The following is a 12,370-nucleotide window of genomic DNA, read 5'->3' as shown; positions in this document are numbered from 1 at the left end:
CTTACCCTTTGTTCGCGTCGCGCTTGGCGGCGAAATCTTCGGGGCCGCCCTTCATGACATGCTCATCGATCCATGCGGTGAAACTGTCGCGATCATTGGCGATCTTGTCCCACGCCTTGTAAAACGCGTTGTCGCGCTTGTAATAGCCCTGGGCATAAGACGGATGTGCACCACCCGGCACCTCGACAATCGCGGTCACCGCCCAATTCGGCAGCATCACGGCGTTGTAGGGAACATCGTCAAAGTTATCGACGATCTCCTCGACCGTAATGATCGACTTCTTGGCGGCCAGAACAGCTTCTTTCTGAACCCCGACAATACCTTCAAACAGGACATCGCCCTTTTTGTTGGCTTTCTGGGCATGGACAACCGCCACATCCGGGCGAATGGCCGGAACAGCGGCCAGGCTTTCACCGGTAAACGGGCATTCGATGAATTTGATATTCTTGTTCACGCGCGGCAATTCCGCCCCGCGATATCCCTTGAACACCGCACAGGGCAGCCCCGCCGCCCCCGCGTCATAGGCATTGGCCATTGCCGCGTGGCTGTGTTCCTCGATCTCAAGCTTGTGCGGCCAGCCTTCCTGAACCGCATCGCGCAACCGGTGCAGCGACCCGACACCGGGGTTCCCGCCCCACGAAAACACCAGTTTCCTTGCACAACCAGCCCCGATAAGCTGATCATAGATCATATCGGGCGTCATCCGGATCAGGGTCAGATCCCTGATCCCCTGACGAATGACCTCGTGCCCGGCGGCATGCGGGATCAGATGCGTGAAACCTTCCATCGAGACGGTATCGCCATCCTTGATGCAGGATGCGACAGCCTCTTTAAGCGACATGAAACGTGCAACCACGGTAAAACTCCTGTGGTAACCAGAACAATAAAACGCGGCATATCTCAGCCGGATGCGTTGGAATGATTTGGATGGCTGTGACCACCGGCTTTCCCCAAAGCAGCGAACACAGCCATCCAGACCGAAGCGACTTACACGTCGAAGAACACGGTTTCCGCGTCCCCCTGCATATGAATGTCGATCCGGTATTCAACCCCAGTACGGGTTTCGACACGCTTGGCAATCAGCGTGTCACGGCGATCGGCGGGAACCGATTGCAGGATGTCATCCTTGGCGTTCAATGCCGCCTCGTCATCGAAATAGAAACGGGTAAAGGCATGAACCAGCATGCCGCGCATGAACACGATGACATTGACAAACGGGGCCGTGCCATCGGCAACAACACCCGGTTTGACCGTGTCAAAATAAAAGCGGTTCTGCGCGTCCGTGCCGGTGCCACAACGGCCAAGGCCCCGGAAACCCGATGATGCAACATCAACCGGATTTTCGGTATAGGCACCGTTGGCATCGGCCTGCCAGATTTCGATCATCGCGTCATTGACGACATCACCATTGCCATCAAGAACACGACCGGTGATGCGGATATGTTCGCCTTCGGCATCCGGTCCGGCAATCGTGGCGTCTGCAATATCGGTAAAATCATAACCATACTGCCCGGCCGTCAGGCCATAGGCGAAATAAGGGCCAACCGTCTGCGAAGGGGTTTCACCATAAGACATGACCTAGTCCTCCATCGGGGTGGCATTGCGTCCGCGAAGGACGATGTCGAACTGATAACCAAGGGCAAAGCCTTCCTCGGTTTTCTCGATTGAAAATTTGGAAATCAGGCGTTCGCGGGCGCTCGCATCCTGGGTTTCAAGGAAAATCGGATCAAGCTCCAGCAACGGATCACCCGGGAAATACATCTGGGTCACAAGCCGCGTGGCAAAGCCCGGCCCGAACAGCGACAGATGGATATGGTTCGGACGCCATGCATTGAAATGGTTGCCCCACGGATAGGCACCCGGCTTGATCGTATAGAAAACATAATTGCCATTGGCGTCCGTCATGCACCGCCCCGACCCGCGGAAATTCGGGTCAAGCGGCGCGTCATGCTGATCCACCTTGTGCACATAACGCCCCGCCGCATTGGCCTGCCAGACTTCAACAAGAATTTCGGGCTGCGGGCGGCCATCGGTATCCATGACCTTGCCATGCACCACAATACGTTCGCCCAGCGGTTCACCATTGGTGATGCCGTTCTTGGTCAGATCGAAGTCAAGCTTGCGCACCGATGCCGGGGCAAAACGCGGGCCGGTGCCCTCGCTCAATCCTGATTTGATCGCAAGTGGTGCCTGCGTCGGGCCGCGCAGGATGGTGGACTTGTAACCGGGTGCGATAAAGGGGGCGTGGGAACCCCAGTCGCGCGGTTTAAAGGTGGACATGGCGTTTACTCTCCCTTGGCGGCCGCATCGATCTCGGCATAGGTTTGTTTGGCAATGCGGAATGCCGTATTGGCGGTGGGAACACCGGCATAGACCGCAACATGCATCAGAACTTCACGGATATCTTCGCGTGTGGCACCGGTATTGAGCGTTGCACGGATATGCATCGCCAGTTCTTCTTCATGGCCAAGCCCGGCCAGAAGCGCGATGGTCACAATACTGCGTTCGCGTTTGGTGAACGCATCGCTGGTCCAGACACCATTCCAGACATTCTCGGTGATGTAACGCTGAAAACCGGCATCGATTTCCGTGACATTCGCCGATGCGCGATCCACATGGGCATCGCCCAGAACGGAACGGCGGGTTTTCATACCGACTTCATACCGGTTCTCAGACAAGGTTCTTCTCCTTGATAAATCGGTCGATCAACCGGGAAAGCAATTCAGGGGTTTCAAGGCACGGCAAATGCCCGACCCCGTTTATAAGTTCGAATTGGGCACCGGGGATCATCCCGGCCATCTCGCGCACCACATCGGGCGGTGTCGCCAGATCGTCCGATCCGCAAATGCAAAGGACCGGCACCGAAATCCGGGTCGCGGCATCGCGCAGATCCCCATCGCGAAGGGCAACGCACGTTCCGACATAACCTTCGACCGTGGTGCGCACCAGCATGTCGCGATACATCGCGGTTTCAACCGGCCGTTCACGGCGATATGTCGGCGATAACCAGCGTTCGATGATGGCATCGCCAAGAACCTCGATACCACCTTCCCTGATGGCATTGATGCGCATGTTCCAGCCATCCGCATCGCCAAGTTTCGGCGCGGTATCACACAGGATCAGGCCGCGAACGCGGGCGGGCACCAGTTCCGTGACCTTCTGCGCAATCAGTCCACCGACCGACAAACCGCAAATAATGACGTCCTTGACGCCCAGATAATCCAGAAGCCCGATCAGGTCATTGGCATGCAGGTCGATATTATAATCCGCCCCGCCAATGCCCGATAAACCATGTCCGCGCTTGTCATAGGTTATGACGTTGAACCGGTCGGCAAAGGCCGCAACAACATCGTTCCAGATACGAAGATCCGTACCCAGCGAATTTGAAAACACCAAGGCCGGGCCGTCTTTCGGGCCGGTCTGGCAATAATGGATATGTGTCCCGTTGATCGGGGCGACTTGTAAACTCATGTTATTTCCACCCTGACTTGTTACCCATAATCTGGCAGGCAGTTTTGGTTATGTAAAATGAGGATTTGCGTTAATTGCATAACTATACAATTATATAAACTTGCAAGATTTGATCTCTGGAATGGTACGCATGCTTGATCAACGCATTAAATTCCGCCATCTGACCTGCTTTCTGGAGGTCGCGCGCCAGCGCAGCGTCGTCAAGGCCGCCGACACATTATCCATCACCCAGCCGGCCGTTTCCAAAACCATCCGCGAGCTCGAAGAACATCTTGATGCCCGTCTGTTCGACCGCTCCAAACGCGGCGTCACACTGACCGATTTCGGCAAGGTGTTCCTGCGTTATGCCGGGGCCAGCGTCACCGCCCTGCGTCAGGGTGTCGACAGCATCAGCCAGGTCCGCATGCAGGGCGGGCTTTCGATCAATCTTGGTGTTCTGCCAACCGTCGCCGCCAGTGTCATGCCAAACGCCATCCGCCGGTTCAAGGCGCTAAGCCCCGACACAACGGTCAAGGTCGTCGCTGGCCCGAACGTGATGCTGATGGGGCAATTGCGCGTCGGCGAACTTGATCTGGTGGTCGGCCGCCTGGCCGAACCCGATCAGATGTCGGGTCTGTCCTTCATACATTTATATTCGGAACATATCTCGCTGGTCGCACGTCCGGGCCATCCGTTGCTGGCCGATAAAAACCCCGACATCACGCGCATCCGCGAATTTACCGTTCTGGTGCCGCCCAAACAGGCGATCATTCACCCGACCGTCGATAAAATGCTGATCGCGCATGGCATTGGTGCCCTGCCCGACCGGATCGAAACCGTTTCAACATCCTTTGGGCGTGCCTTTACCCGCGAAACCGATGCGATCTGGATCATCTCGAACGGGGCTGTGGCATCCGACATTGCCGAAGGCCATCTTGTCGAACTGCCGATCGATACCAGCGATACCTTTGGCCCGGTGGGCCTGACCACCCGCATCGACAGTCCGGTATCCCCGCCGGTCGAAATGCTGATCAATGCCGTCCGCGAAGAAGCCACCCGGCATCATTCGACCCATTCCCGACACGATACATAATCATTTGGTTATGAAAATGTGCGCCAATATCATTATACATAACCATGCGGGGACGATTAGATTGATTACAAATTGGCATGGCAGCTGTGCATAAACGGCAACCATCCGAACAAAAAGAACAATAAAAACAACAAGAAAAAACTTCTGGAAAACTTCGCAGATAAAAAAAACGCATCATGGCTGAGACGTTTGATGGCGTTTGGCTACGCCAGGGGACGTTAAAAGGAGGAAGAATGAAACACATTACAAAATTGCTGGCAGGTGCCGCCGTCGCGACCATGGTGTCGTTCGGCGCACATGCACAGGAAGTAACCCTGACGATCCATCACTTCCTGGGCCCGAAAGCACCGGCCCAGGCCCAGATGATGGAACCGTGGGCGAAAAAGATCGAAGAAGAATCAAACGGCCGTATCAAGTTTGAAATCTTCCCGTCCATGTCGCTGGGCGGCAACCCGCCGGAACTGTATCGTCAGGTCCGTGACGGTGTGGCCGACATTGTCTGGACCCTGCCGGGTTACACCCCGGGCGTCTTCCCGCACACCGAAGTTTTCGAACTTCCGGGTGTCCATCTGGGGGATGCACGCGCGACCAACCTCGCGATCTGGGACATGATGGAAGACATGGCACCGGACCTTAAAGACATTCATCCGCTGGCCGTTCACGTCCATGCCGGTCAGGCCATCCACCTGACCGAAAAAGAAGTCCGCACCGTTGCCGATGTCAAAGGCCTCAAACTGCGTACGCCGACCCGTACCGGTTCCTGGGTGATTGAATCCTGGGGCGCAGAACCGGTTGGCATGCCGGTCCCGGCCCTGCCGCAGGCAATGTCGCTTGGCGTGGTTGACGGCGGCCTTGTGCCGTTCGAAGTCGTCCCGCCGCTTAAACTGGCTGAACTGGTTTCCTACTCGGTCGAAGGCCAGGGCGTTAATTCCCGCTTTGGCACCTCGGTCTTCCTGTTCGCCATGAACAAGGATCGTTACGACAGCCTGCCGGACGATCTCAAAGAAATCATCGACCGTAACTCCGGTCGCGATTTTGCCGCCCAGATCGGTGACGTTTTCAACAATGTCGAAGAAGTCGGCAAGAAAATGATCAACGATGGCAAGGGTCAGGTTGTTGAACTGACGCCTGAAGAAAAAGCAACCTTCGACGATGCATCCGCATCGGTTGTTGATCGCTGGATCGAAGAAGCAAAATCGAACGGCATCGACGGTGCCGCACTGGTCGAAAAGGCCAAAGCCGCCGTTCTCGCCAATACCAAACAGTAATCTTTTCAAGTTACTGGCAAATCTGACGGGGTCACGTATCATATATTTACGTGACCCCTCATTCCCGCAAGATTGTATGACACATGAAACACGTGCTGAATAAGGCCGCATCCTGGTTTGCCGTGGCTGGCGGTTTTTTGGCCCTGCTGATTGCCGTGGTCACGATCGTGAACGTTACCGCATTCGGCCTGGACAAAATTGCGCGCCTGTTTGGTGCCAATTTCCCGGCAATTATCGGCTATGAAGACTTCGTCAGTATGATTGTCAGCTCGGCAGCCCTGATGTTCTTCCCCTATTGCCAGACCCGCTACGGCCATGTCGCCGTCGATGTCTTTATCAAAATGTTTCCCCAATGGTTCGCGCGCGGCGTGGATATCATCTCGGGCGTCCTGATGACGCTTCTGGCCCTGTTCCTTGGCTATATGATGATCCACGGCCTGATCGAAGTGCGCAGCGACAATACCCTGTCGGCAATTCTGGGTTGGCCGATCTGGCCGTTCTATGTGCCGGGCATCGTATCGATGTTCCTGTGGGCGCTGATTGCCGCAAGCCAGATTTTCGAAAGCGAGGCCCCGGCCAATGTCTGAACGCGAATTAATCGGCCTTGGCGGTCTCGTCGTGCTGTTCTTTATTCTCGCACTGCGTGTTCCTGTCGGCCTTGCCATGATCGGTGTCGGAATTGGCGGCAACTATGTGCTCAGCCTGTTCTTCCCGTTCCTGCGCTTTGAACCCTATCTGCAACAGTTCAAATCCCTGTTTTACGGGATTGTCTCGAACTATGAACTGTCGGTCGTGCCGCTGTTTGTCCTGATGGGCTATCTCGCCAGTCAGGCCAACCTGTCACGCGATCTGTTTCAGGGCGTAAACGCCATTCTGGGTCGTTTCCGGGGTGGTGTTGCCATGGCTGCCATCGGGGCCTGCGCCGGGTTTGGTGCGGTTTGCGGATCATCGCTTGCCACCGCATCCACCATGGGCAAGGTCGCCCTGCCCGAATTGCGCCGTCTGAATTATTCGCCGCGCCTTGCCACCGGTACGCTGGCGGCGGGCGGCACGCTTGGCATTCTGATCCCGCCGTCCGTCGCACTTGTGATCTATGCCGTCACGGTCGAGGCATCCATCATCCAGATGTTCCAGGCGGCCATCATTCCCGGCCTGATCGCGGTTGCGTTCTTTATGGGGGTGATTGCCATTCAGGTCCGCCTGAATCCAAGTCTCGCCCCCATCCCCGAACCGATGGAACCGGCCGAACGCCGCGAAGCATTGCTGCGCCTGATCCCGGTCATGGTGATTTTCGGCTCGATCATTCTCGGTCTTGGGGCCGGTCTGTTCACCCCGACCCCGGCCGCTGGTGTGGGTGTGTTTGCCATTCTGGTTTACGGCGCGTATATGCGCCTGCGTGGCAAGGGTGGCCTGACATTTTCCGGCCTGAAACAGTCGCTGCGCGATACGGCTGTCACCACCTCGATGATCTTCTTCATCCTGCTGGGTGCCGAAATCCTCAAGGGTTTCTTCAGCCGTGCCAACCTTCCGGCCTATATGGCCGAAGCCGCCGCGACCAGCGGCCTTGATCCGTGGTTGATCATGGTTCTGATGCTGCTCGCCCTGATCGTTCTGGGTTGCTTCATGGAAAGCCTGTCGATGATCGTGGTGGTCATCCCGTTCTTCTGGCCGGCCCTGGTCGATATCAATGGCGGGGACTGGGCAACGGCGGCATCCGCAGCATACGGCATGGGGGCCGAGGACCTGAAAATCTGGTTCGGTATTCTGGCCCTGATTGTCGTGGAGCTCGGATTGATAACGCCACCGGTGGGATTGAACGTGTTCATCATCAACGCCCTTGCCGATGGCGTCCCCATGAGCCAGACCTTCCGCGGTGTCATGCCCTTCTTTGCCGCAGAAATCCTGCGCATTCTGCTGCTGATCTTTGTGCCGGTGCTGACACTGTTTGTGCCGACATTGCTCGGCGGTTAGCAACGCGCATCATAAGCTTCCGAAAAGCCCGCCCGATCTGGCGGGCTTTTCTTTTGGTCAAACCCGAAAACCGCTAGACTGTCGCAAAGCAAACAGCAAAACATGATCATGGTCGCAACCCGCAACAGCATTCCGGTCTACAAGCTTTACGGTGAAACCGGCGAAACCGCGCCCGGAACCGCCGAACAGGTTGCCATTTCCGAACCGGAATTCTTCCATCTCGAAAGCATCCCGTCGCGATCCAAACTGCATGACCTGCACATTCAGCCGCACCGTCACGCCAATCTGTTTCAGCTGCTTTACATCACACGCGGCCATGCCGGGATCGAATTTGACGACCGGCAATTCACCATGCAGGTCGGGCAGATCCTCACCATGCCGCCCGGCACCGTTCACGGCTTTCGCTTCAGTCCCGATATCGATGGCTGGGTTATTTCACTGACCGATTACCATTTGCAGGAAATCCTTTCCCCTGCCCCCAAACTGCTTGCGCGCCTTGACCGGCCGCTTTGTGTCGACGGATCGGGAACCGCCGATCAGCCAGGCCCCACCGATTTCCTGATCCGCCAACTGGTCGCAGAATATTACGGACATAATACCGGGCGGTTATATGCGCTGCGTAACATATTGGGGTTGCTGTTGCTCGGCATCGGACGCGATGCCCCGTCGGGGGATCCGGCGCGACTTAGCCGCAAGGAACAGAAAACTGCCAAGTTCCGCAAATTCCAGTCGCTGATCGAAACCTTCTACAAACAGCACAAACCGCTGGAATTTTACGCGCGTGAAATCGGCATCACCACGACACAGCTAAACCGCATTGCCAAGAACATCTATGGCATGACCGCCATCGAAGTCGTCCATCACCGCCTGATCCTGGAGGCCAAACGCACCCTGATCTATACCGACATCGCGGTTCAGCAGATCGCCGATGAACTGGGTTTTCGCGATGCCGGATATTTTTCGCGCTTTTTCGCCAAAAAGGCCGCGATGTCACCGATGCAGTTCCGACAGGACCATCGATAACATCCCGGCCTTGATATACCGTTTAAGGATTACGGGTTAAAGCCAGCCACCCGTCCCGCTCAGATGCTTGGGCAAGTCATCAAGCGGTATCTTGGTCAGGTCCTTGACGATTTCCCCGTCAAGCGCCTCGGCCAAGGGTTTGGGCATTTTGTTGCGCACCTCACCCATCACCTTGGGCGGGGCAATCACGATCAGATTGTCGAACTTGCCATGCTTGCGTTTGTCGGTCAGGTAATTGACGACATCATCGACAAATTCCATCTGCGCATGTTCATGCGGGTCGGTCGATGGTGGCATGGCGTGGCGCTGCTGGTTGCCGCCGGGATTGTTAAAACCGCGTCCCGGTTTGTCACTGGCGATTTCCCGGCTCGACCTGTTATCGGCCTGCATTTCCGTGACCGTTTCCAGATGCCGCCCTTCGGCATCAAACGTGACGGCCACCACATGGGCGCGACCGCCGTCGGCAACAAGTATCCATTGGTTTTTATGCATATTAACCTGCCTTTCTGTTGCGACTGTCCCCGGAACGTCCCCCACCCGATCAAGGTTCCATAAAAGTCGTTTTCAACATCAGGCCATATAACAAAAAGGCCGGTCCGCATGTCCGAACCGGCCTTTGATATCATGGGTCAGGAACGGCTTATCGCCACGCCAGCAACCAGCGATCCAGCCGCCCCAGAAGCCACGAAACACAAAGCCCCAGAAGCGACAGAACCACCACACCGGCAATCAACTGATCGGTCTGATACAGGTTCCCGGCTGCTAAAATAAGCGCCCCGATGCCGTATTGCGCCCCGATCATTTCGGCCGCGATCAGAAGGATAATCGCGATCGACGATGAAATACGGAACCCCGACAGGATGGTCGGCAACGCACCGGGCAGGATGATCTTGCGGATCACCGACCACATCGGCAGATCAAAGCTTTGCCCCATGCGGATCAGGTTGCGCTGCACGTTATCAACCCCGCCGAATGTATTGATCACGGTCGGGAAAAACACGCCAAAGGCAATGGTGGCAAATTTCGATGGTTCACCAATCCCAAACCAGATGATGAAAAGCGGCAGAAGCGCAATTTTCGGGATCGGGAAAAGTGCCGATACAAACGCCACACCGGGCGAGCGCGCCCAGCTAAACATCCCCACCAGAAAACCGACAAAAAGCCCGGCCACCGTCCCCATGATCCAGCCACCGACAAGCCGCTGCAACGACGCGCCAAGATGCAGCCAAAGATCACCCGTGACGATCAATTGCCAAAGCGCCTTGGCCACCGCAACCGGGCTTGGCATCGCAAGTTCGCTGATCACCCCGGTACTTGATCCCAATTGCCAAAGCGCAATCACGGTCACAAAAAATCCCCACGCCGCAACCGGATTGGCCTTCGGGTTAAAGCCCGTGGCACGAAACCGCACCTGACTTGCCGGCGACGCTGCACTTTGTGGTTCTGCCCGGACTTCGCTGATATCATGCGACATTTTCAAGCTCCTTATCAGCCGCAATCGCCTCATCCCGGATCAGGTTCCAAAGCGCGCTCTCATGCGCGATCAGCTCCGGCATGCCTTCGCGCCGCTCTGCTATCGGAATATCGATTGTATGGATTTCCTTGATCGTGCCGGGGCGACGGCGCAATGCCACCACCCGGTTGGCCAGCCGCACGGCCTCGTTCAGGTTATGCGTCACATAAACCGCCGTCATGCCGGTCCGCGCAAACAGGGCGGCAAATTCATCCAGCAGCAAAATCCGCGTCTGCGCGTCAAGGGCTGATAACGGCTCGTCCATCAGCAAAACCGCCGGGCGCACCGCCAATGCACGCGCAATCCCGACCCGCTGCTTCATCCCGCCCGAAAGCTGCTTTGGGTAAGCATCGCGGAAATCCCAAAGATTGGTCTGCTCCAGCACCTCCGCCACCCGCGCATCGCGGTCCGCCTTGGATAATCCGTGGTCTTCCAGCACAAGGCTGATATTGCCCGCCACCGTCCGCCACGGCAAAAGCGCGAAATCCTGAAACACATAAGTCAGCGGGTTAAGGCATCCTTCCGGCGTCGCCTTGTCGCAAATCAGAATCTCGCCGCGTGTCGGGGCCAGCAACCCGCCAATGATCGACAATAATGTCGATTTGCCGCAGCCCGACGGCCCGATCAATGCCACGACCTCGCCCGGTTCGATCCCGAAATCGATATCGCGCAGCGCCTCGACCTGATCATATGAATGGCAAATGCCCTTGATTTGCAGCCGCATGGCACAATCCGTTTATCTGAAATCTACAAATGAAACGACCGGGCCAGAAGATGGCCCGGTCGGAGAAATATCGCCTTACTCGGTCAATGCCGGGATGAAGCTGGTATCGATGAATTTCGCCGGATCGGCATCGGCGGAAACAAAGCCGCGATCCTGATACCATTTGACCTGCGCCTTCACATCGGCAACGTCAAGTCTGGCTTCTTCGGTGATGAACATCGCGCCATTGCGGATTTTCGGATAAGCCTTGTCCGCCGGATCGTTGGCATAGACATATTTATGCACGATCTCCAAAATCTCCTGCGTGGTGTCGCTTTCAACAAGCTTGCCATCCGCATCGGTCGCCAAAAGGGCTGCACGATAATCCGCGACACCCTTTTGATAGGCGCGAACGAACTTTTCGACCATCTCGCGGTTTTCTTCGACATTCTCGGTCGATGTAAACAGACCACCCACCTGATAAGGCACGTAATCCTTCACCCAGCCGATAATATGCGCCGCCCCGGCATTGGCCAGCGGCTTTGCGATATGCGGCACGATGATCATGCTATCGACCTGCCCGCTTTTAAGCGCACCGATCATGTTGGGTACGGACTGCAACGGTTTAAGCGAAACACTTTCCGGGTCAAACCCGGCCTTCTCGGCCACATTGCCGATCATGTAATGGAAACTTGATCCTACCTGCGACAGGGCAAAACTATGACCGGGCAATTTATCAACCGATGTCAGACCGGCCTCAAACGCCGCATTGGACGCCAGAATGGCCGATCCGTCATAACCCGGATCTTCATGCAACTGCGCACCAATAACCTTAAGCGCCCCCTTGGCCGCAAGGTTAAAGAACCCGCCCGTAAACGCCGTCACGCCAAAATCGGCATCGCCCGATGCAATCGCAACCGCCACCGGCTGGGCCGCCTGAAAGATCGAAATCTCGGCATCAAGGCCCTCGTCGGCAAGGTAACCCTTTTCCTTGGCAATAAATAACGGCGCGCTTGAAACAAACGCCAATGCCGCAATATCGACCTTCTCATTGGCCTGTGCGCCAAACGCCACAAGGGCACTCGCCCCCATCGCCAATGCCGCAACCGATCCACGCGCCAGCCGTGCCGCGCCCGCCATTCCCCTAATCGAAAGCATGTTTCCTCCACAGGATCATTTTTTTGAATGCATTATAACCTTCGGAATTTTGTTAGCCGATTTATCGACAAATTGCCAATCTTTGCCGCATTTTTCCGCCAAAAGGGTCGTTTTCACCCTTAATGCGCAAGTCACAGCGAACCCTATTTCCGCCAAGGTCGAATTTGCGCGGGTCTCCCGCCATTGCCGTA

Annotated in this window: 14 protein-coding genes; 5 read left to right on the top strand and 9 right to left on the bottom strand. The window is 56.2% G+C overall.

Annotated features, from left to right (window positions below; genetic code table 11):
* Nucleotide 1 precedes the first annotated feature (1 nt).
* From AUP42_RS18480 to pcaD, 5 genes are all read right to left on the bottom strand, one after another.
* Nucleotides 2-856 carry a CoA transferase subunit A gene (locus tag AUP42_RS18480; RefSeq protein ID WP_062953077.1) on the bottom strand — a complete coding sequence of 285 codons (855 nt, stop codon included), beginning with the start codon at nucleotides 854-856 and terminating at the stop codon, nucleotides 2-4.
* Nucleotides 857-987: 131 nt separating this feature from the next.
* Nucleotides 988-1,575: a protocatechuate 3,4-dioxygenase subunit alpha gene (gene pcaG, locus AUP42_RS18475; RefSeq protein ID WP_062953076.1), complete on the bottom strand. Its 588-nt coding sequence runs from the start codon at nucleotides 1,573-1,575 to the stop codon at nucleotides 988-990.
* Between the two features lie 3 nt (nucleotides 1,576-1,578).
* Nucleotides 1,579-2,280: a protocatechuate 3,4-dioxygenase subunit beta gene (gene pcaH, locus AUP42_RS18470; protein ID WP_062953075.1), complete on the bottom strand. Its 702-nt coding sequence runs from the start codon at nucleotides 2,278-2,280 to the stop codon at nucleotides 1,579-1,581.
* 5 nt (nucleotides 2,281-2,285) lie between these two features.
* Complete coding sequence (gene pcaC / locus AUP42_RS18465; RefSeq protein WP_037991466.1) at nucleotides 2,286-2,678, bottom strand: 4-carboxymuconolactone decarboxylase; 393 nt, start codon at nucleotides 2,676-2,678, stop codon at nucleotides 2,286-2,288.
* Nucleotides 2,671-3,471 carry a 3-oxoadipate enol-lactonase gene (pcaD, locus tag AUP42_RS18460; protein ID WP_062953074.1) on the bottom strand — a complete coding sequence of 267 codons (801 nt, stop codon included), beginning with the start codon at nucleotides 3,469-3,471 and terminating at the stop codon, nucleotides 2,671-2,673. The genes pcaC and pcaD overlap by 8 nt, the downstream gene beginning before the upstream one ends.
* Nucleotides 3,472-3,601: 130 nt before the next feature.
* Between pcaD and pcaQ the strand changes: the two genes are divergently transcribed.
* The 5 genes from pcaQ (at nucleotide 3,602) to AUP42_RS18435 (ending at nucleotide 8,805) form a co-directional block, all read left to right on the top strand.
* Complete coding sequence (gene pcaQ, locus AUP42_RS18455) at nucleotides 3,602-4,543, top strand: pca operon transcription factor PcaQ (RefSeq protein WP_062953073.1); 942 nt, start codon at nucleotides 3,602-3,604, stop codon at nucleotides 4,541-4,543.
* A gap of 233 nt (nucleotides 4,544-4,776) precedes the next feature.
* A complete protein-coding gene (locus AUP42_RS18450; protein ID WP_062953072.1) occupies nucleotides 4,777-5,811 on the top strand; it encodes a TRAP transporter substrate-binding protein in 1,035 nt (344 codons plus the stop codon).
* Nucleotides 5,812-5,894: 83 nt separating this feature from the next.
* On the top strand, nucleotides 5,895-6,398 hold the full coding sequence (locus AUP42_RS18445) for a TRAP transporter small permease (RefSeq protein ID WP_062953071.1): 504 nt from the start codon (nucleotides 5,895-5,897) through the stop codon (nucleotides 6,396-6,398).
* Nucleotides 6,391-7,782 (top strand): TRAP transporter large permease, encoded by a 1,392-nt coding sequence (locus AUP42_RS18440; RefSeq protein ID WP_062953070.1) that lies wholly within the window; start codon nucleotides 6,391-6,393, stop codon nucleotides 7,780-7,782. Before AUP42_RS18445 ends, AUP42_RS18440 begins: the two co-directional genes overlap by 8 nt.
* A 102-nt stretch (nucleotides 7,783-7,884) precedes the next feature.
* Nucleotides 7,885-8,805 (top strand): helix-turn-helix domain-containing protein, encoded by a 921-nt coding sequence (locus AUP42_RS18435; protein ID WP_062953069.1) that lies wholly within the window; start codon nucleotides 7,885-7,887, stop codon nucleotides 8,803-8,805.
* A gap of 36 nt (nucleotides 8,806-8,841) precedes the next feature.
* Here AUP42_RS18435 and AUP42_RS18430 read toward each other — a convergent pair whose 3' ends face one another.
* The 4 genes from AUP42_RS18430 to AUP42_RS18415 form a co-directional block, all read right to left on the bottom strand.
* Nucleotides 8,842-9,297 carry a host attachment protein gene (locus AUP42_RS18430; RefSeq protein ID WP_062953068.1) on the bottom strand — a complete coding sequence of 152 codons (456 nt, stop codon included), beginning with the start codon at nucleotides 9,295-9,297 and terminating at the stop codon, nucleotides 8,842-8,844.
* Between the two features lie 148 nt (nucleotides 9,298-9,445).
* Nucleotides 9,446-10,279, bottom strand: a complete 834-nt coding sequence (locus tag AUP42_RS18425; RefSeq protein ID WP_062953067.1) for an ABC transporter permease — start codon at nucleotides 10,277-10,279, stop codon at nucleotides 9,446-9,448.
* Entirely contained in the window at nucleotides 10,269-11,042 is a 774-nt protein-coding gene (locus AUP42_RS18420) for an ABC transporter ATP-binding protein (RefSeq protein WP_062953066.1), read from the bottom strand. The genes AUP42_RS18425 and AUP42_RS18420 overlap by 11 nt, the downstream gene beginning before the upstream one ends.
* 75 nt (nucleotides 11,043-11,117) lie before the next feature.
* Nucleotides 11,118-12,179: an ABC transporter substrate-binding protein gene (locus AUP42_RS18415; RefSeq protein WP_231858345.1), complete on the bottom strand. Its 1,062-nt coding sequence runs from the start codon at nucleotides 12,177-12,179 to the stop codon at nucleotides 11,118-11,120.
* Nucleotides 12,180-12,370: the final 191 nt, after the last annotated feature.

It is taken from the genome of Thalassospira lucentensis, assembly GCF_001613805.1.
Lineage (GTDB): Bacteria > Pseudomonadota > Alphaproteobacteria > Rhodospirillales > Thalassospiraceae > Thalassospira > Thalassospira lucentensis_A.
Note: the sequence above shows the minus strand (reverse complement) of the source record. Positions and strands in the feature narration are given on the sequence as shown.